Raw genomic sequence first — 25,406 nt, forward strand, 5'->3', positions numbered from 1 at the left:
CTCTTCGCTCACCTCGCCGAGGCGGCGTCCTCCAGCCGGCGCAGCCACTCCTGGATGCGGGCGTCGTCGGCCCAGCTGATCTCGAGCGAATTGCGGGCCAGCTGGACCACCTCGTCCCGGGAGAGCTGCTGCGCCTCGGCGAGGGCCGCGATGTTGTCCCCGACGTACCCGCCGAAGTAGGCAGGGTCATCGGAGGCGATGGAGACCTTCAGGCCGTCGCGCAGCAGCGTGGCGATCTCGCGGCCCTTCATCTCCTCGGTCACGAAGGAGTTCGACAACGGGCAGCAGGTGAAGCCGATGCCGTGCTGCTTCGCCTCGGCGACGAGGGCAGGGTCCTCCAGGATGTTGGTGCCGTGGTCGATGCGCTCCACACCGATGGAGTGCAGGACGGTCGCGATGTTCGCGATCGACTGCTCCTGGTCGATGTCGCAGTGCATCGTCAGCCGGTAGCCGGCCTCCTTCGCGGCGGCGAACACGTCGGCGAACTTCTCCGGCGGATTGCCGCGCTCGTCGGAATCCAGGCCCACGCCGACGATGCGATCGCGGTAGGGGAGTGAGGCCTCCAGAGTCTCGCGCGCGGAGTCCGCGCTGTGGTCCCGCAGGAAGCACATGATCAGGGCCGCGTCCACGCCCAGGGCGGGAGCTTCCTGGACGGCGGACCACAGCCCGTCGATGACCGTGCTGAAGGGGACGCCGCGGCTGGTGTGCGCCTGCGGGTCGAAGAAGATCTCGGCCCGGACCACGCCGTCGGCCGCGGCGCGGCGCAGGTACGCGATGGCCAGGTCATGGAAGTCCTGCTCGGTGACCAGCGCCTCCATCGCCGGGTAGTAGACCGACAGGAAGCTCGTGAGGTCGGTGAACGCGTAGGTCGCGCGGACCTCCTCGACCGTGGATTGCCCGATCTCCACGCCGTTGCGACGGGCGAGTTCCAGCTTCAACTCCGGCTCCAGCGTGCCCTCGATGTGCAGATGCAGCTCCGCTTTGGGCAGGGAATCGATGAACTCTCGGTCGATGCTGGTCATGGTCGAATTTCTCCTCTGACTGTGGGCTCGCGACGCTTGGCAGAGTACGCCTTCGCCAACACCCCTACGTCATCACGTCTACGCCATCTCGGACGTCTCCGCCCCGTCGTCGGCGATCGCGAACACGTGCAGGTTCTCGTTGCTCGGGAAGGTCACGGCGGCGATCTTCGCCCCGTCGGGTGCCGACCAGGCGTCGGTGGCGAAGACATGGGTGGTGCTCGCCTCGCCGGCGTTGCGATCCATCGTCACCACCACCGTGTTGCCGTCGATCGGGGAGCCGTCCGCGGTCGGCAGCACCCAGTCCCCGAGGGTGATCGGCACGTCCTGGGTCGTGCCGTCCGTGAGCTCGACGGACACCATGTCGTCGACGTTCCCGTGGGTGCCGACGCCGATGAAGGAGAGCGACTCTGACGGAGCGGGCAGTTCGACCCGCTGCCCGTCGGCGGTCAGGGCGTTCGGGCTGTCCGGGGCAACGTCGGGCCACGGGAATGCCAGACCGTGGACCTCGTGCTGGGACCCCGGCACGAGGCCCGCGGCGGCGAGCGCCTCCTCCGACAGGCTGTTTCCCGACCCGTCGAGATCGCCCGGTGTGGAGCCGTCGTCGGGGGCGCTGCCGACGGTGTTGAAGGCCGCCGTGATCGACCCGGGTGGGGCGACGCGGAGCCGGATCGGCAGCGTCCTGACCTCGTCGGACCCTTTGCGGCCCACCGTGAGCTGCACGTCGTGGTCGCCGACGGCGACCTCGTCGGAGACGGTCAGGGTGATATCTGCGACCACCTGCCCGGAGCTGTCCGGGCGCAGCGGCCGTGCCGTGGCCGAGATGCCCTCGGGTGCGTCGATGTCGACGGCCACCGGCCGACGATTCCCGCCGAACGCCTGCACGGTGGTGGTGAGGACGGCGGACTCTCCCGGCGCGACGGTCTGGAAGGACGGCGTCGCGGTCGCGGCGAGCTCGGATTCGCCCTCGCGGAACGACGGCGGGGCAGCCTCGTCCCCGGTGCCCCAGTCCTGGTCCGGTGAGTCGGACATGGTGAGGTCGATGACGCCGCCCTCGGCGATCAGGTTCTCGGGCAGGGAGGTCCGATCCCACGGCTTTCCGTCGACCTCCATGCCCTCGATGTATCTGCCCCCGTCGGCGGCGCCCGGGGCCAGGATCTCCAACTGCTGATCCTCACCCAGGTCGATCGCGACCCGTTCGAAGCGCGGGGCGTTGAGGGTCAGTACGTCGGTGCCGGGCGTGGAGGGGTACAGCCCCATCGCGGCCCACACGTACCACCCGGCCTGTGCGCCGAGGTCATCATTGCCGGGCTTGCCGTCCGGCGTGGGCTGGAACAGCTCGGCGATGATGTCGTCGACGAGCTCCGAGGTCCGCGCCGGCTGCCCGACGTAGTTGTACAGCCAGGGCACACCGAAGTTCGGCTCATTGCCGATCCACAGCTTCGGCTCACCGTCCCCGGCATTGTGCTCGGTGGTGAACGCGTCGAGTCGCGCGATCGTGGCGTCCCTGCCGCCGAGCGCCTCGACCAGGCCCTCGACGTTCTGGGGGACGAGCCAGGTATACTGGTGGTCGTTGCCCTCGTCGAAGCCCTCCTGCCCGAAACCGGATCCGGAGGCCGGCTCGATGAAGTCTCCGGACTCGGAGCGCGCGGACATCAGGTCGGTGGCCGGGTCGTAGATGTTCTGCCAGTACTGTCCACGTTCCTGGAACTCGGTCGCGACCTCGTCCCGGCCGGTCGCCTCGGCCATCTGCCCGATCGCGAAGTCAGCGATCGACCACTCCAAGGTCACCGAGGCACCCACGATCCGGTGGTCGCCGCGGAACTCCTCCGTCTGGGGGCCGTACCCGAGCTCGAGGTAGCTCTCGAGCCCAGGTCGCTGCACGTACCCGTCGGTGCCGACGGGGGTCTGCGTGGCGCCCTTGATCATGTGGTCCAGGGCGGAGTCCACGTCGAAGTCATGGGCCCCGAAGGCGTACATGGAGGCGATCAGCGGGACGGTGGAGTCTCCCGTCATCTGCCCGGTCGGCTGGTTCGCCACCGGCCATCGAGGGAGCCACCCGTACTGTTCGGCGTCGTTGACCAGGGACTGCGCCATGTCAGAGGCGCGCTCCGGCGCGAGGACCGCGTGCAGGGCGGCGAGTGAGCGGTAGGTATCCCAGTCGGAGAAGTTGGCGTACTGGGTGTGGCCGGCGGCGACCTCGTGGATCTCGCCGTCGAAACCTGTGTAGCGCCCGTCGACGTCGTTGAAGGTGTTCGGGTGCATCAGCGAGTGGTAGAGCGAGGTGTAGAACATCGTGGTGTCGGAGTCGGCTCCTCCGGAGACCTCGATCCGCCCGAGCATCTCGGCCCACGCCTCGCGGTTGGCCGTCTCGAGGGAGGACACGTCCCCGTCGGGGATCTCTTCGGCGAGGTTCGCGGCCGCCCCGGCCGCGTCCACGTAGGAGAGGGATGACGTGACGGTGACCTCGGATCCTGCCGGGAAGGTGAGCCAGGCGCCGGCCGTCTGTCCGGCCGCGGTCGCCTCGCCCGGACGGAGCTCTCCGTCCTGCCAGGTGCCGAAGTCCTCGACGGCGGTGTCGAACTCCATGACGAAGTGGGTGGTGTGCCGGTTGTCCTTCCCGCAGAACCCGCCGGTGGTCACGGAGCCGGTCACGGTGCTCCCGTCGACCTGCAGGTCCACGTCGTAGACGCTGGCCTTCGAGCCGCCGGCGTCGAGGATGATCTGGGCCGGCTCGGTCTCCGGGAAGTCGAAGGTCATGCCGGCGGAGCGGGTGGCCGCGAACAGCTCTACGCCGATGTCCGAGGACTCCAGCGTGACGGCGTATCTCCCGACCTCGGCGGATTCGGTGTCATGCGAGAACTGCTCGGTGCGGTCCCACGGCGCGTCGCCGATCTCCCCGGTGACCGGGAGAAGCGGGAGGTCGCCGAACACGTTGCAGCCTGCGGCCGCGTGGGTCAGGCTGAAGCCGCTGATCTCGGAGTCGGAGTGCCGGTAGCCCGCGTAGGAGCTCGGAGTGTCGGGCGAGACCTGCACCATCCCGAAGGGCATCGACGGGCCGGGGAAGTTGTTGATCTCCCCGACCACGGCTCCCGTCCCGGCACCTGTGCCCACCATCGGGTCGACGTGGTCGAGAGGATCGTGCACAGCCGCGTCGCCGCTCCTGCTCGCCGGAGGGGCTGCCGTCGCAGCGCCGACCGTCCCGCCGACGCTCAGTGCCAGTGCCGTCAGCAGGGCCGCAGCCCTGTGTGCGGTGCGTGATCTGGTCCAGGGCCTCATCGCGAATCATCCGCTCAGTTCGTGCCGGGCCGTTGCGCCCGGGCCACTGCGGGCCCGCGTCGTCGCGAGCCTCCGGGTGACACCTCCACACCCGGGAGCAGGGTTCCAGTCGCATGACAACCTTGTCAACAGGGTGGAAAAGGTGTTGACTCGGTCGCGTCCGTAGGACGTTCTGCATTCCCCCGACGGGCGGGGTGATCGATGCTCCGGCCCGTGCCTCACGATGACGTGACGACGAAAGGACCGCCATGCGCTGGCGCACCGCACTGTCCACCACTGCCGCTGTAGGACTGATCTCGATGGGCATCGCCCTGCCCGCCCACGGGGCGCTGACGACGTACTGTCAGGGCACCGCCGCCGACGTGACCGTCCCCGGGGACCTGGTCATCCGCGCCGACCAGGCCTGTGACCTGTCCGGCGTGACCGTGACCGGGAACGTCACCGTGCGTGCGGGGGCGGATCTGATTGCCGAGGGCTCCACGTTCGAGGGCAGCCTCCGCGTGCAGGAGGACGCCTATCTGGACTCGAAGGGCTCGACCATCGCGGGCAGCCTGGTGCTCCGCTCGGCTTACGGCGCCTACGTCGAGGACGGTGCCGTCGACGGCCGAACCGACGCACAGGAGTCTGGGTTCCTCTACAGCCTGGGCTCCGAGCACAGCGCATGGGTCGTCGCCGCGAGCGGCGAGACCTACCTCGACGGATCCGTGGTCCGGGGAAGCGTCACCACGACCGACGAGCACCTCACGGACGTCTATGACAGCTGGATCACCGGCGATCTGAGCGTGACGGGCGCCGCCGAGGGCGGGCTGCTGTGCACCAGCGAGGTCGATGGCGACCTCAGCTACACGGGCAACGGGGGACTGGTGCAGATCGGTGCCGATGCACCGGTCGGACCCTGCGGCGTCAGCTATGTCGGCGGTGATGTCGCGCTGACGGACAACACGGACGACGTGGTCATCAGCAACGCGATCATCCGCGGCGATCTGCGCTGCGAGGGGAACGATCCGGCGCCGACCGGTGAGGACAACCGCGTGCGGGGGGCGGCCGAGGGACAGTGCGCCGAGCTCGCCGCGTCGGCGGACGCCTCCGGCCGCTCACGGATCGCGCCGCAGCAGGTCGACGACCGTCGCGACGGCGTCCTGGAGAAGGTCGGGGCCCGCACCGCCGAGGGTGAGCGAGAGGCCGCCGCGGCGGGCAGCGCCGGGATCGGCGACTGACAGCACGTCCCGCGTCCGCCATGCAGCGTGGAGCCCGTCCCCGTCCGGGGCGGGCTCCACGCTGCATCAGGGGGAGTCCATGGTCGGCAGATCATGACGGGGTTCGGGTCGGTGGCCGATCCCGACGAACCGGACATGTTCCGCCGCAGGGGTTCCCGAGGGTGACGTGGATCGCTATCATCGCGGATGACATCGTTGTCAAAGGTGTGTCGGCGTCGGAGCCCGCAGGTGGAGCCCCACCCGCGGTGCACGACGGCCTGGCACTTCATGAGGGGGAACCACCACATGTCCAGGACCAGCAGCAGACGTCCTTCGCGCGCGGCCCGGGTCTCTCGAGCAGCCCTCGCAGGTGCGCTCGTCCTCGGGTTGGCCGTCCTGCCGCCGGCAGCCGCCGCCCCGAGCGCACCGGTCGCGACCTCCGACGAGCCCGAGCCGCGCTTCCTGACCTCGTACGAGACCGGCGACCCGGAGCTCGACTGGACCGATCAGGTCGAGACCCGTCCCGACGGGACCCCCTGGTCCGAGAACATCGCCGCCTCGGCGATCCCCGGCGACCTGACCTCGCGCATCAGCGCCGTGACTGCGAGCGCCGAGAACTCCCCGCAGGAATCGGCGGAGAAGGCGGCCGACGGGAGCTCGGCGTCGAAGTGGCTGGCCTTCGACTCCGCGGCCTGGCTGCAGATCGAGCTCGAGGAGCCGCTCGTCGTCGTCGAGTACCTCCTGACCTCCGCCGACGACTCGCCGGAGCGCGATCCGAAGGACTGGACGCTGCAGGGATCGACCGACGGCACGACCTGGACCACCCTGGACACCCGGACGGACCAGTCCTTCGAGGAGCGGAACTCCGCCACCGCCTACGAGACCGACAACGCCACCGCGTACCCGTTCTACCGCCTCGACATCACCGCTGTCGGTAGCGGGGACATCGTCCAGCTCGCCGAGCTCACCCTGTCCGACGGCTCCGAGCAGGCCGCGCCCGGGATGCAGGTCACGCCCGGCAGCGGCCCCGCCGCCGCCTATGCGTCGGCGACCGAGGTCGGGTTCACCGGAGAGCGCTCCTTGCGCTACGCCGGCAGCACGACCGCCGAGGACGGCGGCCACCACTGGCAGAAGCTGCACGACGTCGATCTCCCCATCGCCGAGGACACCGAGCTCAGCTACCGCATCTTCCCCGAGTTCGGGGGCGACATGAGCTACGCCTCGACGAACGCCGCGATCGACCTCGCCTTCACCGACGGCACCTACCTCAGCGAGCTCGACGCGCAGGACCAGTACCGGTTCGGCAGCTCACCCGCTGCGCAGGGTGACTCCAAGGCCCTCTTCGCCGACCAGTGGAACCAGCGCACGCTGCGGCTGGGCGAGGTCGCGGAGGGCAAGACCATCGACCGCATCCTGCTCGGATACGACGCGTCCGTCGGGCCCGTCGGCTTCTCCGGCTGGATCGACGACATCGAGATCGCCGACCGGCCGATCCAGACCAATGAGCGTCCCTCCGACTGGGTCGACACCCGTCGCGGGACCCACTCCTCCGGCGCCTACTCGCGCGGGAACACGCTGCCCGCCGCCGTGGTGCCTCACGGGTTCAACTTCTGGACCCCTGTCACCGACGCCGGCGCGCTGGACTGGCCCTACGCCTACCACCAGGACAACGACGAGCAGAATCGTCCGCAGCTGGAGGCCTTCGCCGCGAGCCACGCGCCCAGCCCCTGGATGGGCGATCGGCAGACCTTCCAGTTCATGCCGTCGGCGGCCGAGGGCACCCCGGAGACCGACCGGGAGGCTCGGGCGCTGACGTTCTCCCACGACCACGAGAAGGCCACCGCCCACCACTACAGCGTCGAGTTCGACAACGGTCTGGTTACCGAGATGGCGCCGACAGACCACGCCGCGCTCGTGCGTTTCGACTTCCCGGGCGACGACGCCTCTGTCCTCTTCGACAACGTCGATGACGACTCCGGGCTCACGCTGAACGACGACGGCACGGTGTCCGGGTACTCCAACGTCCGCAGCGGACTGTCCGCCGGCGCGACGCGCCTGTTCGTCCACGCGGAGTTCGACCAGGAGGTGGTCGAGCACGACACCGAGGACGGCAACACCGGCTGGGTGCGGCTCGCCCCCGAGGCCGACGGCACCGCCACGATGCGCATCGCCACCTCGCTGATCAGCGTGGAGCAGGCGAAGCGGAACCTGGAGCAGGAGATCAGTGCGGAGGACACCCTCGACACCGTGCGGGACCGCGCGCAGGCGGCCTGGGACGAGAAGCTGTCGATCATCGAGGTCGAGGGCGCCTCGCCGAACGAGCTCACCACGCTCTACTCGAACCTGTATCGCATGAGCGCCTACCCGAACTCCGGGTCCGAGAACACCGGCACCCTGGAGGAGCCGCGACTGCAGTACGCCTCCCCGGTCTCGGACGCGACGGGGGAGAGCACCGAGACCGAGACCGGCGCGAAGATCGTCGACGGCGAGATCTATGTCAACAACGGCTTCTGGGACACGTACCGGACCGCCTGGCCCGCGTACAGCCTGCTCATGCCCGATGACGCGAGCGAGCTGGTCGACGGCTTCGTGCAGCAGTACCGCGACGGCGGCTGGATCTCCCGCTGGTCCTCACCCGGCTACGCGAACCTGATGACCGGCACCAGTTCCGACGCCGCCTTCGCCGACGCCTACACCAAGGGCGTCGAGCTCCCCGATCCGATGGGCACCTACCAGGCCGGCCTGAAGAACGCGACGGTCACCCCGCCCGGCACCGCGACGGACTCCGACGTCGGCCGGAAGGGCCTGGGCACGTCGATCTTCCGCGGCTGGACGGACACCGAGGTCGCAGAAGGTACCTCCTGGGGGCTCGAGGGCGGTATCAACGACTTCGCCCTGGCCCACCAGGCCGAGCAGCTCGCCGAGGAACCGGGGCTGAGCGACGCCGAGCAGGAGCGGCTGCTCACCGAGTCCGCCTACCTCGGCGCTCGCTCGAACAACTACGTCAACCACTTCGACCCCAAGGTCGGCTTCTTCCAAGGTCGCCACGACGACGGCAGCTTCCGCGACGGGCCCGAGGAGTACGACCCGAGGGTCTGGGGACAGCACGACTACACCGAGACCAACGGGTGGAACTTCGCCTTCCACGCCCCGTTCGACGGGCAGGGCCTGGCGAACCTGTACGGCGGGCGCGAGGAACTGGCGGACAAGCTCGACGAGTTCTACTCGACCCCGGAGACGGCCGGGTTCCCCGGCACCTACGGCGGCACCATCCACGAGATGGTCGAGGCCCGCGACGTGCGGATGGGCCAGTGGGGGTTCTCGAACCAGGTCTCCCACCACATCCCCTTCGCCTATCTCGACGCCGGGCAGCCCTGGAAGACCCAGCAGATCACCCGTGAGGTGCAGTCGCGCCATTTCGTCGGCAGCGACATCGGTCAGGGATACGCGGGCGACGAGGACAACGGGGAGACCTCGGCCTGGTGGCTGTTCACCATGCTCGGGCTCTATCCGCAGCAGCTCGGCGACAGCACCTACGCCGTGACCTCGCCCCTGTTCACGAAGGCGACCGTCCATCTCCCGGGCGGTGAGGACATCGTCGTCAACGCCCCCGAGAACAGCACCGAGAACATCTACATCCAGTCCCTCGCGGTCAACGGCGAGAATCGCGACCAGACCTGGATCGACCACGAGACGCTCGCCGACGGTGCCGTGCTCGACTTCGCGATGGGGCCGGAACCGTCCGACTGGGGAGCGGACCCCGAGGACGCGCCGCCGTCACCGACCACGGGCGACGAGCCCCCTGAGCCGCTCACCGATCTCCTGGCCGACCCGGCACAGGTGGGAGGTGTCGAAGGCGTGCAGAAGGTGGTCGACGACGACTCGTCGACCCAGCTCGTCCTCGCCCCGGAGGACGCCATCACCTATCAGTCGGACACCCCGCGCAATGAGGTCACGATGTACACGCTGACCTCCGGCGACGACTCCGTCGGGCACCCGACCGCGTGGGTCGTGGAGGGCTCGCGCGACGGCGAGCGGTGGTTCGAGATAGACCGACGCGAGGACGAGGCCTTCGACTGGGAGCACCAGACCCGGCCGTTCCGGGCCACGGGGACCCGAGGCCCGGGCACGTACACCCATTACCGGCTGCGGGTGCTCGAAGGGTCCTCCGACGAGATCGCACTCGCCGAGCTCGAGCTCTTCGACATCGACGTCGACCAGTCCATCCCCGAGAAGTAGGAGCAGACGATGTGGAATCGCCGCCTCACCCCGTTCATCGCGTTCGCGGCCGTGCTGAGCCTGGCCGCTCCGCTCGCCTCCGCGGCGCCGGCGGAGGGCGTCTCCTCGGACGACTCGGTCGACCTCGTGAACCCCTTCATCGGCACCCAGGCCGAGGGGAACACCTTCCCCGGAGCGAGCCTGCCCTTCGGGATGGTGCAGCTCTCCCCGGACACCGGGCACTACGCCGGGTACCGGTACACCGACGACCGCATCCGGGGCTTCTCGATGACCCACGTCTCCGGCGTGGGCTGCGGGCTGGGCGGCGACCTGCCCATGACCCCGATGACCGGGCGACCCGACACCACCGACTACGCCCAGTACGCCCAGCCGTTCCGGCACGAGACCGAAACGGCCTCCCCGGCGGCCTACCAGGTCACGCTCGACGATCCTGACGGGGCGGTGACCGCGGAGCTCGCCGCGACCACGCGCACCGGGTGGCAGCGCCTGACCTACGAGGGCTCCGAGGAGTCGGGCCTGATGCTGAACGCCGGGCAGGCGCTGCACGGTGTGCGCTCCTCCCGGGTCGAGGTCCTCGATGCCCGGACGGTCCGCACGACGGTCGAGGGCTCCGGCTTCTGCCAGGAGACCGAACCGTATACGCTGCACTTCCTGACCACTTTCGATCGCGACATCGAGGACGTCGAGCTCTTCGACGGTGACGAGTTCACCGCCGCGAGCACCGATGGCTCCGCCGCCACCGAGGGGGAGGCGCGGCAGGGGGCCTGGATCGGCTTCGACACCACCGAGGACGACGACGTCGTGGTCACCACCTCGTTGTCCTGGGTCGACGCCGACGGCGCCGCCGGGAATCTGGCCGAGGAGGGTGGGAGCAGCTTCGACGAGGTGCGGGAGAGCGCCCGCACCCTCTGGCAGGAGCGGCTCGACGCCATCGCGGTCGACGGCGGAACCGAGGAGCAGCGGCGCACCTTCTACTCCTCCCTGTATCGCAGCCTGCTGGGACCTCACCGAGCCGACGACGTCGACGGCCGCTACCTCGGCTGGGACGACGAGGTCCACACCGCCGACGGCCACGGGTACTACCAGACGTCTTCGCTGTGGGACACCTACCGCACCCAGATCCAGCTGTTGGCGCTGATCGCACCGCAGGAGGCGCGGGACCAGTCGATCTCGCTGATCCTGCAGGGCGAGCAGAGCGGACGGCTGCCGCGCTGGGGGTGGGGGCCGGTCGAGACCAACGTGATGACCGGTGACCCGGCCACCCCGCAGCTCGTCACGGCGCAGCAGTACGGGCTCCTCGGGGGCTGGGAGGACCGCCTGTGGACGCAGCTGGTCCAGAATGCCGACACCGTCCCGTCCGAGGACCATCCGGCCAACGGGCGCGCGGGCAACGACCACTACCTGGAGCACGGGTACGTGCCCGCCGAGACCGGGGCGGAGTGCAAGCCGGGCGACTGCGACCTGGACCATGCCGGGTCGGCGACGATGGAGTACGCCGTCGCCGATGCCGCGATGTCGGTGATCGCCGAGGACCTCGGGCACGATGACGATGCGCTCCGCTACGCCGAGCGCTCCCGGTCCTGGGAGAGCATCATCAACCCGGACACCGGGTTCCCGCAGCCCCGCGATGCCGACGGGGTCTTCGTCGGCGACCCGGACCCCGCCTACACCGAGGGGTTCCACGAGGGCACCGCGTGGCAGTACAACTGGCTGGTCCCGCAGGACGTGCCGGGGCTGATCTCGAAGATCGGCGGGACGGAGGCCGCCAACGAGCGCCTGGATCACTTCTTCGCCTACGACCAACTGCTCACGGATCCCGAGGGAACCGCCCGCGACGTCTGGGTCAACAGCGCCTACGAGTACTACGGGACCTCCCGCTACAACCCGCAGAACGAGCCCGATCTGCACGCTCCCTACCTCTACCTGTGGACGGGGCAGCCCTGGAAGAGCGCGGAGGTGGTGCGGGCGGAGCTCACCCTGTTCACGGACAGTCCGTCCGGCATCACGGGCAACGAGGATGTCGGCACCATGTCGGCCTGGCACGTGCTGTCCTCGCTGGGGATCTACCCGGCGATCGCCGGCACCGACGTCCTGACGATCGGGTCCCCGGTCTTCGACCGCGCCGTGATCGACCTGCCGGAGCCGTTCTACGACGGCGACCTGGTGATCGAGGCGCCCGACACCTCGCAGGACGCCCGCTACGTCCAGGAGGTGGAGCTCAACGGCCGCACGCACCGCCACAGCTGGCTGACCGCCGCCGAGCTGCGCGACGGGGCGGACCTCTCCATCGGGCTCGGCACCGAGCCCTCGGACTGGGGCACCCGCCGCGGCGAGCAGCCCCCGGCCCCGGTCCCCGGACGCGGCGAGGGGCAGCGGGAGGACCTCGGCGCCGCGCTCACCTCGGACGCGCCGCTGACCGTGACCGCGGGCCAGGAGACCACGATCGAGGCGACGCTGTCGGCCGTGCTGACCGGGCGCGGCGAGATCACGGCCGACGTCGAGCTCACCTCCGACGACGCCGTGGCCGTGACCCCTGAGCACGGTGAGCTGCACGTGCAGGGAGACGGCGCACCGCAGGCCGCCGAGCTGCCCGTGACGCTGACCGTTCCGGCCGATGCTCCCGCGGGCGAGCACGTCGTCACCGCGACAGTGACCTCCCGCGTGGGCACCGTCGAGTCCGAGCTGGTGGTGCTAGTGCTGGATGCCGGCTGCGAGTCGGCAGGTTCTCAGTGCATCGTGCCGCTGGACAGCGCGCTCACCCTGGACGGCGTGGCGACGCTCGACGACACCACGGCAGGGGACTTCGACGAGAAGGGATGGGCGTTCGCGGGCGATGAGCTGCCGGCGCCCGGTGATGCACCGGTCGATGACGTGGTGATGCGGATCCCCCCGACCGCGGGCATGGACCCGAACTTCGCGGTCGGTCCCTTCAGCGTCGAGGTCGGGCTGCCGGTGGAGCAGCTGACCTTCCTCGCCACCGCCCGCAACGGTGACGCGAACGACGTGTCGCTGACCCTCGCCTATGCCGACGGAAGCACCGAGGAGACCACGGTCTCGGTCGGGGACTGGGCGGGCGGGTCACCGCAGTTCGACAACCGACCGGGCCTCCACCAGGGATATCGGATCGAGAACGGGGTCGGCCGGGTGGGCCCGGAAACCGATCTGTGGCTTCTCGACGTGCCGACCGACCCGGCTCGGGAGCTGACGTCGATCACGGTCGGCGACGACTCCGACCTCGCCGTGATGGCGGTGACGGCGCACCGCTCCTGACCCCCTTCGCTCCTGACCCGCTTCGCCGAAGGGACAGGGCAGGCTGTGTCGGCAGAGGGAAGGGCGGGGCGAGGCGTGTCGGGGGAGGGTCGGCCCGTACCCGCCGCCTGGTCATCGCCGCCTGGTCACTCGAGCGGCGTCGCCGTGGAGCGGCGCACGACCAGCTCGGTCGGCAGCCGCACCCGGCGACGTCGTCCCGCTCGACCGTGGATTCGTTCCAGCAGCATCTCGGCACCGCGGGTGCCCATGTCGGCGGGAGAGTTCGAGACCACGCTGATCCCCAGGATGTCGGCGAGCTCGAGACCGTCGAAGCCGATCAGTGCGGGAGGATTCGCGGTGTCCGCCACCGCGCGCAGTCCACCGGCCGCCATCCGGTTGTTCGTGGTGAACACCGCAGTGGGCGGGGAGGGGAGCGCCAGCAGCTCCCGCATCGCGGACTCGGCCCCGCTGGCGTCGTGGGCGTCGGTGACGAAGAGATCCTCATCGACAGGCACCCGGGCCTCGGCCAGGGCGCGGCGCACACCGGCGATGCGCTCGCGATGGGTGGGCAGCGAGCCGAGATCGCCGATGACCCCTATTCGCCGGTGCCCCTGGGCCAACAGATGGTCGATCGCCGCACGGGAACCCCCGACGTTGTCGAACAGGACCTCGTCGACCTCCAGACCCCGGGCCGGTCGATCGAGGAACACCGTCGGCATGCCGCGCTCCGCATGGCCCTGCTGCAGCTGGGGATGGTTCGTGCGGGAGGAGACGATGAGCAGGCCTGCGACGCGACGTTCGAGGAACCCGCTGATGACCCGCGCCTCGGCATCGGGGTCCTCGTCGCTGACCCCTGTGAACAGGAGCAGGCCCTGTGCGGCCAGCACCTGGCCGGCAGCGAGGGCGATCGCCAGGTAGAAGGGGTTGGAGGCATCCGCGATGACCATTCCCACGACGTTCGATGTGCTGTGCGAACGCAGGTCGCGCGCCAGGAGGTTCGGGCGGTATCCGAGGGCTGCGGCAGCCTGCTTCACCCGCTCGGAGGTTTCCGGCGCGACGTGCGCCTCATCGTTGAGCGCGCGAGAAGCCGTCTTGAGGCTCACCCCGGCGGTCTCGGCGACCTGCCGCAGCGTGGGGAGCCCCCGCGGCGCGATGTGTGTGGACATCCGACTCCCTCGACGACCGCTCCGACATGGTTGTCAGCATGATAGCCGGGCCCTGTCTCAGCCTCCGCATCCGCACGACTGTCGCAGGGTCAGGGTCGTCTCGAGCACCTGATGCTCGACGGGCAGCGAAGGGTCCTCGAGCCGTGCGAGCAGTTGCACTGTGGCGCAGTCGCCCAGTCGTCCCGGGTCCTGCCTCACCACGCTGATTGCGGGGTCGAGCAGATCTGCGTGACCGATGTCGTCGAATCCCACCAGGGCGATCTCCCGCTGCAGTCCCCGCGCCTGGAGGGCGCGCACTGCTCCTGTGGTGATCTGGTTGCGGGCGGCGAACACCGCGGTCGGCGGGCCCTCGCCGTCCAGGAGGCCGAGCAGCGACCGCGCGACCTCCTCCTCGCTCGTGAGCCCGTCGACCACCCGGAGGTCGGCGGCGGGCAACCCGGCCGCGGCCCAAGCGTTGCGGGCGCCGGCGATGCGCTGGGCGGCAGTGGTCAGCGACCCGAGATGGGTGAGCACCGCGACGCGACGATGCCCGTGGTCGAGGAGGTGCGTGACCGCGTCCCGGGCACCCTGGGCGTTGTCCGCCATCACCGTGTCCACCGAGATCCCGTGCGGCGGGCGGTCCACGGCCACGATCGGGGTGTGCAGATCGATCTCGGGCTGGAGGTAGGACAGATCGTCCGGGGAGAGCATGAGGACGAGCCCGTCCACCCGCCGGGCCAGGAGGCCGAGCGCGACGTGCCGCTCGCGTTCAGGATCCTCGTCGGTGCTTCCCGTGAAGACGCTCACGCGGTGCCGCTGGGCGGCGTCCTCGACCGCGCGGTGGAGCGCGGCGTCGAACTCGTTGCCGACGCTTGCGACGAGGAGCCCGAGGCTGTCGGTGCGGCCCTCTGCGCGCCGTAGGTTACCGGCGATCATGTCGCGCCGGTAGTGGAGCTCGGCGGCGGCCCGGCGCACCGTCTCCGCCGTCTGCTCGGAGACCCCGGACACACCGTTGACCACGCGGGAAACCGTCTTGAAGCCCACTCCGGCGCGTGCGGCGACGTCCTTCATGGTGGGGCGCTTCCTCGCCACCAGGCGCTCCTCTCAGCGCAGGTGGCTCCATGGTCGAGCGACCATGGAGCCACCTGCCGTGGTTCTGCCTGCCGGCGGGCTCAGCCGTCCAGGAGCGCCAGACGATCCGGGTCGTCCGCGAAGATCTCCTCCGCGTTGTCTTTCGTCACCACCACCGGGTCCAGCGCGTAGACCGGCACGTCGATCGTCCCGTTGTTCTCCGTCTCGTCGGCCTCCGGGGCCTCGTCGCCCGTCTGGTAGGCGGAGATGATCTCGACGGTCTTCGCGACGAGGTCGCTGGTCGGCTTGTGGACCGTGGAGTACTGCTCACCGGCCCAGATCGAGGTGATCGACTCGGTCTCGGCGTCCAGACCGTCCACGACGGGCACATCCTGGCCGGCGGACTTGCAGGAGGTGATGACCGCGCGGGCGATGCCGTCGTTCGGCGAGAGCACGCCGTCGATCGGCGTGTCCGAGTAGTTCGCCGCGAGGATCGAATCCATCCGGGACTGGGCCTTGCCGTTGTCCCAGTCCTGGGTGGCGGCCTGCTGGAAGTCCGTCTGCCCGGAGAGGACCACGACGGTGCCGTCGTCGATCTTCGGCTGGAGCACGGACATCGCGCCCTGGAAGAAGTTCGGGGCGTTGGGGTCGGCCGGGCCGCCGCCGAACAGCTCGATGTTGTAGGGGCCCTCGCCCTTGCGCTCGGCGAGCCCGTCGAGGAGGGACTGGCCCTGCAGCTCGCCGGTGCGGACGCTGCCGAACTGGACGGTCGCGTCGACCGCGTCGGTGTTCTCGATCAGCCGGTCGTAGCCGATGATCCGCACACCGGCGTCCTTCGCTGCCGTAAGGGCGCTGCCGAGCTGGGTGCCGTCGATGGGGCCGACCACGATGGCCTTCGCCCCCTTCTGCACCATGGCCTCGATCTGCTGCTGCTGCTGCGGCACCTTGTTGTCCGCGGCCTGGATGAGCGCTGTGAAGCCCGCGTCTTCCAACTGTGCTTTGAACAGGTCCTCGGCTTCGGCCCAGTTCTGGGTGCCGAGCCAGGGGAGGGACACACCGATCGTCGCATCGGCGTCGAAGCCGCCGCCGGCGTCGTCCCCGTCGCCGGCATCGGCAGCGGTGCGACCGCCGCCGCACGCGGCGAGGACGATGGTGCTGGCAGCTGCGACGCCGCCGAGGGTGAACGTTCTTCTCTTCATGGGATCTCCTTGGTAGAGCGGTGCCCATCGTGGGCCCCGGTGGGGTGGGGATGGATCGAACGAGTCAACCGCCGTTCGTGCCCGTCGTGGTGGGTGCGATCTTCACGGTGTCGGTCGTACTCTCCGACTTCGCCCGATCACCGAACAGGCGACCGGTGATCGAGGGACGGCCCTGCTGCTTGTTGTAGACGTCGAACGCGACGGCGGCGAGGAGCACGAGTCCCTTGATCACCTGGGTCTTGTCCTGCCCGACGCCCATGAGGAACAGGCCCGAGTTCAGGGTCGCCATGACGAGGCCGCCGATCATCGTCGCGGCCACGGTGCCGATCCCCCCGGAGACCGCGGCTCCACCGATGAACACGGCGGCGATCGCGTCGAGCTCCCACATGTTGCCGTCCGTGGGGCCCGCGGACGTCGCCCGGGCCACGAACAGGATCCCTGCGAGAGCGGCGAGGAAGGACATGTTCGCCATGACGAGGAAGTACACCCTGTTGACGCTCACGCCGGAGAGGGCGGCGGCCTGCTTGTTGCCGCCGACGGCGTAGATGTGACGGCCGAACGTGGTGCGCTGGGTGATCACGTGGTAGACGATCACGAGCACCACCAGGATCACGCCCGGAATCGGGAAGGAAGTGCCCGGACGGCCGCTGCCGAACAGGAAGGTGACATACGCCAGGACAGCCCCGACGAGGACCACGCGGATGACGACGGCGGCGGCGTTCAGGCCGGTCTCGCCGTCGGCGACCCGGCGTCGGTAGGTGCTGAACTGGCTCCACGCGTAGAGCACGATCGCGAGGATCCCCAGCAGCAGCGTCGAGTTGTTCAGGTAGGTGAACGCGGGGCCCCACTCCGGGAGGTAGCCGGCACCCAGCACGTTCAGCTCAGGCGGCACGGGCACGCTGACCGAGCCGCTGATCCAGATCACGCCGCCGCGGAAGATCATCATGCCCGCGAGCGTGGTGATGAAGCCGGGAATGCCGATCTTCGCCAGCCAGAATCCGTGCCAACAGCCGATGAGGATGCCTACCACGAGCCCGGCGAGCAGCGCCGCCCACCAGGGGAAGCTCAGGTCGCGGGCGGAGAGCGCCACGCACATGCCGACGAATCCGGCGACCGAGCCGACGGACAGGTCGATGTGGCCGATGACGATCACCATCACCATGCCGATCGCGAGGATCAGCACGTAGGCGTTCCCGGCGATGAGGTTCTGCATGTTCCCGGGGGTGAGCATGTTGCCCCCGGACGCGATGTGGAATCCGAGGAGCAGCGCCACGAGGGCGAACACCATCGTGAACTGACGGAAGTCCGTCCCGAATACTTGCTTCACAACATTCATGGGTAGTCTCTTTCGTTCCTGCGCCGGTCAGGCAGCGGATCCGACGGTGGTGGTCATCATGCGCATGAGCGTCTCCTGGTCGGCCTCGGACCGAGGCACCTCCCCGGTGATGCGGCCTTCGCAGATGGTGTAGATCCGGTCGCAGATGCCCAGCACCTCGGGGAGCTCCGAGGAGATGACGATGACGGCCTTCCCCTGATCGGCGAGCTCCTGGATGAGCCGGTAGATCTCGAACTTCGCGCCGACGTCGATACCACGGGTGGGTTCGTCGAGGATCAGCACCTCCGGCTCGGGAAACAGCCACTTCGCGAGGACGACCTTCTGCTGGTTGCCGCCGGAGAGGGTCGCGACCCCGATGTCGACGCCCGGGGTCTTGATGCGCAGGGACGTGCGGTACCTCTCCGCGACCGAGCGCTCCTTCGCGTCGTCGATGAGGCCGCGTCGCACGACAGCCCGCAGATTCGCGGACACGATCGTGTCCTTGACGCTGTCCAGGAGGTTCAGTCCCAGCAGCTTGCGATCCTCGGAGACGTACGCGAGTCGGTGCCGGATCGCCTGTCGGACGGTCTTCAGCTCGACCGGGACGCCGTGCAGCCACAGTTGGCCCGAGCGGTGGATCCCGTAGGAGCGGCCGAATATGGAGCGAGCGAGCTCGGTGCGCCCGGCGCCCATGAGCCCGGCGAAGCCGACGATCTCCCCCCGGCGCGCCACGAAGCTCTCGTCATCGCAGACGAGTTTGCCCGGCACCGTCGGGTGCTCGACGGTCCAGCCCTTCACCTCCATCACGAGCTCACCACCGGTGTTCGGCTCGTGGTCGGGATACCGGTTGTCCAGGGAGCGACCCACCATCGCCCGGATGATCCGATCCTCGTCGACATGACCCGCCTCGACGGCGTAGGTCTCCACGGTGCGGCCATCACGGATCACGGTCACGGCATCGGAGACTGCCGCGATCTCGTTCAGCTTGTGGGAGATCATGATCGAAGTGATCCCCCTGCCCTTGAGCCCCTTCATGAGAGCGAGCAGGTTCTCGGAGTCGTCCTCGTTCAGCGCGGACGTGGGCTCATCGAGGATCAGGATCTTGACGTTCTTCGCCAGCGCCTTCGCGATCTCGACGAGCTGCTGCTGGCCGACGCCAAGAGTCTTGATCGGCGTGCCGGGGTCGACGTCGAGCCCGACGCGGGCCAGCAGGTCGAGGCTTCTGCGACGCAGCTCCCGCCGGTGGATGAGCCCCTTGTCGACGATCTCGTTGCCCAGGAAGATGTTGTCCTCGACGGAGAGCTCAGGGATGAGCGCGAGCTCCTGGTGGATGATGACGATGCCGACGCCCTCCGAGGACTTGATGTCCTTGAACGCCATCTCCTCGCCCTCGAACAAGATCTGCCCGCTGTAGGTCCCGTGCGGGTGGACGCCGGAGAGGACCTTCATGAGGGTGGACTTCCCGGCACCGTTCTCCCCGCAGATCGCATGGATATCGCCGCGGCGAACGGTCATCGTCACGTCATCGAGCGCTCGGACGCCGGGAAAGAGCTTGGTGATGTCGCGCATCTCCAAGATCGCGTGCGTATCGCGCATGGGAACCTCCACTCCTCGTCGAGTGCGACCGTCGTCCGGCCGACAACGTTGTCATCCTAAGGGCGGCGCGATGCCGCGGCGACCCCATGGAGATTACGGCTGGGTTACGGTACTAGCGAGTACGCCGGCTCCCCACGGGAGAGCGACTCCATGAATGCGCATTTGCCGCCGGCGCACACGGCCTCTGTCGTTCCGTGCCCTCACGCCCGATACCGTCCCGGGCGATGATTCAGGGCGAGCACCACGTTCAGGATCACGCCGCCCAGGGCGGAGAGCAGCACTTGGGGGATGTTGAGCACCAGCAGGGACAGCAGGATGACGGCGACGTCCAGAGCCATCTGCACGTAGCCGGCGCGCAGGCCCGCGCGCTCCTGGAGGATCAGGGCGAGGATGTTGAACCCGCCGAGGCTCGCGCCGTGGCGGAAGATGATCAGCAGGCCCACGCCCATCAGCAGGTTGCCGCCGATCACGGCGTACGGCAGGGGCATCTCGTCCAGCGGCAGGAACTGCGGGTGGATCAGGCTGAACACGGAGATCAGCCCGACGCAGATGGCCGTCTTCACCGTGAACACCCATCCCTTCTTCCACCACGCGAGGGCGAAGAACGGCAGGTTCACCAGCGCGAACAGCACGGCGAACGGGGTGGACAGGGCATGCGTGAGCAGCAGCGCGAGGCCCGCCGTGCCGCCGGTGACGGCGCCCGCCGTCTGCAGGAAGTACAGGCCGAGCGAGGCGAGGAAGGTCCCGGTGAGCACCCCCAGCACGTCCTCGGTGGGACGGTGCGGGATCACCGCGTCGATCGGCGGCGTATCTCCGACGGGGGAGTCGGAGGGGACGTCGGCCGCGGTGGTCGCCGAGGGGTCGGGCACAGAAGGCATGCGGCCACTGTAGGGGCGCGGCGTCACGCCGCCGTATCGGGCTCCCGCCGCTCCTGGCGCTCCCGGAGCGCGCGCAGATCCACGCGGTGGCCGGTGAACGGCACCTGCTCCTGCGCGAGCAGGGCGGGCGCGGTACCTCCGTGGCAGGTGGCGGGCGTCCCGTCGGCCCGGATCACGCGCCACCAGGGGATGGTTTCGGAGATCACCCCGACCAGGCGGCCCACCTGGCGCGGGTGCAGCCCGGCCGCATAGGCGATGTCCCCGTAGGTCATCACGTGCCCGGGCGGAATCGTGACGGCGACGGCTCTGACCGCGTCCGCAGGATCCTGCATCGCCTCGTCCTCCCGTCGGTCGCTCCGTCCGGACCGTGCAGGTGCCGAGCGGCTGCTGGCCGCACTCTAGTCCGTCGGCCCCGTCGGCCCCGTCGGCCCCGTCGGCCCCGTCGGCCCCGTCGGCCCCGCCGGTTCGGGCACAGCGGAGAAGGCGGAGGTGGGAGAGCGATGACGAGGCGCCCGAACCGGCTCTGTCAGGAACGCTGGTGCGGGTCTATGGTCGAGAGAGGACTCCGGGGAGCCGCACTCAGGGGAGCCGCAGCGCCGCGATAGCCCGGCACCGAAGCTCCATGCAGCAGCGAACCGCAGCAGAGGAGAGTCATCGTGTCCGACCCGTTCTACCCCCGGGCAACATCGGCCGTCGGCGCTCGCCGGAAGGAACTGGCCCCGGAGATCATGGAGGCGATCTGGGTCGCGGCCGAGATGCGCGCCGGCGGCGCCTACGCCCACTCCACGCTCGCACTGGATGTCCTGGGAGGTGGCACGGACGACAGCGGCCACACGCACGAGCATCACCGGGAATGACCCGTTGCCGGCGCGGCGCGAGCACGTTCCGCTGCACGGCGTCCATCCCGGTACTGCAGACCACCGCACACGACGAGACGAAGAAGATGATCCCCATGTCGACCGCACAGCGACTCGATATCGCCGCCACCGACAAGAGCGCCTATGCGCCGCTGATCGCGCTGGAGGAGTACGTCCACGGAGGGAGCCTCGGCGAGGGGCTCCTCGCGCTGATCAAGCTGCGGGCCTCCCAGCTCAACGGCTGCGCGTTCTGCCTGAACATGCACGCCCAGGAAGCACGCGAGGCCGACGTCGACCAGCGGAAGCTGGATGTTCTGGCCGGATGGAGCGAGGCGCCGGACGTCTACAGCGACCGCGAGCAGGCTGCTCTGCGCCTCACCGAGCAGGTCACCCCCATCAGCGGGGGCGTGGCCGACGACGTCTGGGATGCTGCGGCGGAGGTCTACTCCGAGCAGGAGATGGTCGAGCTGCTCATGGCGATCTCGGCGATCAACGTCTGGAATCGCCTCGCGGTGAGCACCCACCAGCACCTGGGGTGAGGGCACGGCAGGGCAGCCATCGCGCTCATGCCATGCCGATAGACTGCGAGATCAACTGATCGCACCGATCGAACTGATCGAGCTGGTTGATCGCACCGATCGACGGCCTGCGCACTGCGGGCCCTCGACGCGGAGACCGCCGCCCCGTCGGTGCCGCGGTCGTCCCCAGAGCCCACAGACCGCTGCCCGTGCTCGACGCCCCCGAGCCCTCTCACCCGTAAGAAGGACTTCTCATGAGCCTGCCCCACCTGCTCGACCACATCGTCATCGCCGGTCCCGACCTCGCCGAGAGCGTCGACTGGTTCCGCGAACTCACCGGTGTCACGCCCGCGCCCGGAGGGACCCATCCCACCGGCACCGCCAACGCCCTGGTCGCCCTCACCGTGAACGGCGAGCCGCGCCCGCACTACCTCGAGCTGATCGGTCCGGACCCCGACCGCGAGGACGAGGAGCTGCCCAAGACCTTCAGCATCAACCGTCTGAAGAAGCCCACCCTCATCACCTACGCCGTGCACCCCGAGGGCATCGATCAGGTCGTCGAGCGCGCCCGCGCCGAGGGCTTCGACCCCGGCGACGTCGAGGAGCTCTCCCGCCAGTCGCCGGACGGCACGGAGCTGACCTGGCGTCTCACGCAGGCGCAGGCTCCCCGCAACTTCGCCGTGCCCTTCCTCATCGACTGGGGCACCACCGAGCATCCGGGCCTCGTGGGTGACCTGCCGTCGATCGAGCTGGTCTCCTTCGAGCGCATCGAGGTCAAGCCCGCGGCGCAGCAGAAGGCCACCGACGCGCTCGGCCTCGGCGACGGCGTCGCCGAGATCCACGAGGGCCGCGGCTCGCGCTTCGTGCTGACGCTGCGCACCGAGGACGGCCGCGAGATCGAGATCTGAGGCGGCTCCGCCTCCCGATCGACGGCGGCGTGCTCCACGCGGAGCACGCCGCCGGGGCGAACGCCCGGCGGCGAGGAGACCGTCGGCCCGGCGCGCCTGGCGGTTTCTAGCCCTCCGGCCCCACGTTGTGGTTCTGGCGGAACAGGTTCTCCGGGTCGTAACGCTGCTTGACCCGCACCAGCTGGGCGTACTTCTGCGCCCCATAGACACGGCGGGTGAAGTCGGTGATCGGGCCGGAGTCCTCGGGGCCCAGGAAGTTGACGTACTCACCGCGCTGGGAGAGGAACCTCATCGCGCCCTGGGAGCGGCGGGCGAAGGCGAGGTGCGAGGCATCGTCGGCGGGGTCTCGCCAGAAGCCGTAGATGCTCATCCAGAAGCGAGGGGAGCGATTGGGGAAGGCCGTGGCCTCCTCCGGCACCCGGGCGAAGACGCCGCCGAGATGATGGATGTCGATCCCGGTCCCGCGCCTGGTGAGTCCTCCGGCGTACGTGACGATCTGGTCGATGGCGTCCTCGTCCATCTCGGAGAACGCCACGTTGTGCCAGAAGCCGCGGGCACCGGCCGGGAAGGTGTCGTCCTGGGCGCTCTGCCAACGAGGCCAGGCCACCGGGCCCACCTCCTCGTCGTCGGGCGGCGCGGCCCGACGCAGCCGGCCCAGGATCCGTTGCCCCCGGCGATGATCGTCCCCGACATAGGCGCAGCGGATCAGCAGCCACGGCGCATCGCCCTTCCCGAGGCGCTCGGGCAGCACCGTGAGCGTGAGGATCGAGGTCAGCTCATCGGGCAGCTGCCTGCTCCACCGCTCGAAGGCCGTCAGGGCCCGACGCCAGTGCTCGGGCCGGTAGGAGAGCGTCGCACCGAGGACCTCGGGCGGTATCGGCACCGCGCGGAACGTGAACGAGGAGACGACCCCGAAGTTCCCGCCGCCACCGCGCAGTCCCCAGAACAGTTCCGGATTCTGTTCGGCGCTCGCCTCCAGGCGTCGTCCGTCGGCAGTGACCACCTCCGCCCGCACCAGGCGGTCCAGCGCCAGGCCCGCAGGTCGTGTCAGCCAGCCGACGCCGCCACCGAGGGTCAGGCCGGCGACGCCGGGCAGGCTCACCGCACCCAGCGGCACCGCGAGCCCGTGCACGCTGGTCGCCGCGTCCACGTCGGCGCCGCGCGCACCGGGCGCGACCGTCACCAGGGACGTGCTCGGATCGACCTCCACGGAGGTGAGACCGCCGAGATCCAGCACGATCCCGTCATCGACGGTGCCGTGGCCCGCCATGTTGTGGCCCCCGCCGCGCACCGCGAGGCGAAGCCCGGTCTCCCGGGCGACCTCCACCGTGGGGGCGATGTCCGCCACGGAGCCGGCGCGCACGATCGCTCGCGGGAACCGGTCGATCATGCCGTTCCAGACCGCGCGGGCGGCGTCGTAGCCGGGCTCGCCCGGCTCGAGCAGAGTGCCCTCGAGGCGCGCGCGCAGCCGTTCGAGAGCCGGCCGCGCATCGGGGGCCGGGTCCCGCGGTGCCGTCATCGCCATGCCTGTCTCCTCTCCGAGGGCCGCTGGGCGCGGGGTGCCCAGCGGTGGTGCTGTCGACACTATGCCGTCGTCCGGGGCGATCCGACGGACCTTCGGCCCGTTCCGGACCGCGCGGTCGTCGCGCGCGAAGCACCCGTGCCAGAGGGCCCGCGTCTGCCCCTCGTCCGCGACCGACACGCTTGCGTCCGTGCCCGCCGAATGGACATCCTTGATGAGAATGATTATCGTCCTAGGTTGTGGCCAGTGAAACAGTCGATCTCCGACCCCTCGCGCGCAGCGTCGCCCCGTCGCGCCCGCGGGGTCGTGCGCGCGGCCGCCGCCTGCTCCTGCCCGTCTGCCTGATCGTCCTCGTCGGCGCGGCCGTCCTGACCGCGACGTCGCTCGGCCCGTCGGACACCGGACCGGCCCGCACCCTGGTGATCCTGCTGGAGCCCGCACGTCCCGCGCTCGAGGCCGTGGGCATCGACCTGCCCTCCCCGTCGGCCGCCGCCACCAGCCTGGTGTGGTCGATCCGGCTGCCGAGGGTGCTGCTGGCCCTCGTGGTCGGAGGAGGGCTCGGGGCCGCGGGACTGGTGATGCAGGCGGTGTTCCGCAACCCCCTCGCCGACCCCGGTGTCACGGGCGTCTCCTCGGGGGCGGCCGTGGTCGCAGTGCTCCTCATCGTCACCGGCCTCGCCACTGCGGTCACGCTGCCGCTGGGAGCTTTCCTCGGCGCGCTCGGCGCGGTGATGGTGGTCCAGCTCGTCGCCGGCCTGCGCGGCGGAGGAGGGGGCACCCTGCTGCTCGTCGGCATCGCGATGAACTCCCTGCTGGGCGCGGTGATCGCCGCAGCCATCGCCAATGCACCCGCGAGCGACGACGCCCAGGCCGCGATGTTCTGGCTGAACGGGGACCTCACCGGTGCCACATGGTCCGATGTCGCCGTCGCAGCCGTTCCGGGGATCCTCGGGATCACCGTGCTGCTTGGCACCGCCGGGGAGCTGAACCTGTTCCTGCTGGGGGAGGACCAGGCCGCCTCGACCGGTATGCGCACCGCCCGCACCCGCCAGATCCTGCTCGCGATCAGCGCCGTGGTGATCGCCGCCGGCGTGTGCGTGACCGGGGTGATCGGCTTCGTCGGCCTCGTGGTCCCGCATCTTGCACGGCTCCTGCTGGGCCCCGACCACCGCGTGCTGCTGCCCGTGTCCGTGCTCGTGGGCGGGGTGTTCCTCGTGCTCGCCGACGTGATCGCCCGCAATCTCCTGGACCCCGTCACCCTCCAGACCGGAACCGTCACCGCCCTGGTGGGTGCGCCCGTTCTGCTCGCCCTCATCTGCCGACGGAGCGGCCGGTGAATATCCAGCACGCGCTCCGGAGACCGCGCCGCGCCCCTGTCGCCGAATCGACCACCACGGCACCGCCCGCCATGACAC

The 25,406-nt window shown here is 69.7% G+C and carries 17 protein-coding genes; 7 read left to right on the plus strand and 10 right to left on the minus strand.

The window, feature by feature from the left end:
* Positions 1-8: 8 nt before the first annotated feature.
* Both add and CIK81_RS05105 read right to left on the minus strand, forming a co-directional pair.
* Entirely contained in the window at positions 9-1,022 is a 1,014-nt protein-coding gene (gene add, locus CIK81_RS05100) for an adenosine deaminase (RefSeq protein ID WP_114305096.1), read from the minus strand.
* A gap of 78 nt (positions 1,023-1,100) precedes the next feature.
* Positions 1,101-4,298, minus strand: coding sequence for a GH92 family glycosyl hydrolase (locus CIK81_RS05105; RefSeq protein WP_114355472.1), 3,198 nt, complete (start codon positions 4,296-4,298; stop codon positions 1,101-1,103).
* 248 nt (positions 4,299-4,546) lie between these two features.
* Between CIK81_RS05105 and CIK81_RS05110 the strand changes: the two genes are divergently transcribed.
* The 3 genes from CIK81_RS05110 (at position 4,547) to CIK81_RS05120 (ending at position 13,003) form a co-directional block, all read left to right on the plus strand.
* On the plus strand, positions 4,547-5,515 hold the full coding sequence (locus CIK81_RS05110; protein ID WP_096196461.1) for a hypothetical protein: 969 nt from the start codon (positions 4,547-4,549) through the stop codon (positions 5,513-5,515).
* A gap of 285 nt (positions 5,516-5,800) precedes the next feature.
* The gene (locus CIK81_RS05115; protein ID WP_096196462.1) at positions 5,801-9,733 is read left to right on the plus strand and encodes a GH92 family glycosyl hydrolase; all 3,933 of its coding nucleotides are present in this window, start codon (positions 5,801-5,803) and stop codon (positions 9,731-9,733) included.
* Between the two features lie 9 nt (positions 9,734-9,742).
* Entirely contained in the window at positions 9,743-13,003 is a 3,261-nt protein-coding gene (locus tag CIK81_RS05120; protein ID WP_096196463.1) for a GH92 family glycosyl hydrolase, read from the plus strand.
* 125 nt (positions 13,004-13,128) lie between these two features.
* Here CIK81_RS05120 and CIK81_RS05125 read toward each other — a convergent pair whose 3' ends face one another.
* From CIK81_RS05125 to CIK81_RS05155, 7 genes are all read right to left on the minus strand, one after another.
* Positions 13,129-14,148, minus strand: a complete 1,020-nt coding sequence (locus CIK81_RS05125; protein WP_096196464.1) for a LacI family DNA-binding transcriptional regulator — start codon at positions 14,146-14,148, stop codon at positions 13,129-13,131.
* Positions 14,149-14,205: 57 nt separating this feature from the next.
* Entirely contained in the window at positions 14,206-15,219 is a 1,014-nt protein-coding gene (locus CIK81_RS05130) for a LacI family DNA-binding transcriptional regulator (RefSeq protein ID WP_241963981.1), read from the minus strand.
* 80 nt (positions 15,220-15,299) lie between these two features.
* Positions 15,300-16,397, minus strand: coding sequence for a sugar-binding protein (locus CIK81_RS05135; protein ID WP_114305098.1), 1,098 nt, complete (start codon positions 16,395-16,397; stop codon positions 15,300-15,302).
* A gap of 64 nt (positions 16,398-16,461) precedes the next feature.
* Positions 16,462-17,733, minus strand: coding sequence for a sugar ABC transporter permease (locus CIK81_RS05140; RefSeq protein WP_096196467.1), 1,272 nt, complete (start codon positions 17,731-17,733; stop codon positions 16,462-16,464).
* Positions 17,734-17,760: 27 nt separating this feature from the next.
* Complete coding sequence (locus tag CIK81_RS05145; protein ID WP_096196468.1) at positions 17,761-19,308, minus strand: ATP-binding cassette domain-containing protein; 1,548 nt, start codon at positions 19,306-19,308, stop codon at positions 17,761-17,763.
* A gap of 200 nt (positions 19,309-19,508) precedes the next feature.
* Positions 19,509-20,186 (minus strand): YitT family protein, encoded by a 678-nt coding sequence (locus tag CIK81_RS05150; protein WP_114305099.1) that lies wholly within the window; start codon positions 20,184-20,186, stop codon positions 19,509-19,511.
* A gap of 23 nt (positions 20,187-20,209) precedes the next feature.
* Complete coding sequence (locus tag CIK81_RS05155; RefSeq protein WP_096196469.1) at positions 20,210-20,518, minus strand: MGMT family protein; 309 nt, start codon at positions 20,516-20,518, stop codon at positions 20,210-20,212.
* 324 nt (positions 20,519-20,842) lie between these two features.
* Here CIK81_RS05155 and CIK81_RS05165 point away from each other — a divergent pair, with 324 nt between their 5' ends.
* The 3 genes from CIK81_RS05165 (at position 20,843) to CIK81_RS05175 (ending at position 22,469) form a co-directional block, all read left to right on the plus strand.
* Entirely contained in the window at positions 20,843-21,043 is a 201-nt protein-coding gene (locus tag CIK81_RS05165) for a hypothetical protein (protein ID WP_096196470.1), read from the plus strand.
* 95 nt (positions 21,044-21,138) lie between these two features.
* Positions 21,139-21,582, plus strand: a complete 444-nt coding sequence (locus CIK81_RS05170; RefSeq protein WP_096196551.1) for a carboxymuconolactone decarboxylase family protein — start codon at positions 21,139-21,141, stop codon at positions 21,580-21,582.
* A gap of 233 nt (positions 21,583-21,815) precedes the next feature.
* Positions 21,816-22,469, plus strand: coding sequence for a VOC family protein (locus CIK81_RS05175; protein ID WP_096196471.1), 654 nt, complete (start codon positions 21,816-21,818; stop codon positions 22,467-22,469).
* A 106-nt stretch (positions 22,470-22,575) separates the two neighbouring features.
* On the opposite strand, the gene CIK81_RS05180 is transcribed toward CIK81_RS05175, so the two are convergent.
* Entirely contained in the window at positions 22,576-23,994 is a 1,419-nt protein-coding gene (locus CIK81_RS05180; RefSeq protein WP_241963984.1) for an FAD-binding oxidoreductase, read from the minus strand.
* 236 nt (positions 23,995-24,230) lie between these two features.
* Here CIK81_RS05180 and CIK81_RS05185 point away from each other — a divergent pair, with 236 nt between their 5' ends.
* A complete protein-coding gene (locus CIK81_RS05185; protein ID WP_096196472.1) occupies positions 24,231-25,328 on the plus strand; it encodes an iron ABC transporter permease in 1,098 nt (365 codons plus the stop codon).
* The last annotated feature ends 78 nt before the right edge of the window (positions 25,329-25,406 follow it).

Origin of the sequence: Brachybacterium sp. JB7 (assembly GCF_003335205.1) — a bacterium.
In the GTDB taxonomy this organism is placed as follows: domain Bacteria; phylum Actinomycetota; class Actinomycetes; order Actinomycetales; family Dermabacteraceae; genus Brachybacterium; species Brachybacterium alimentarium.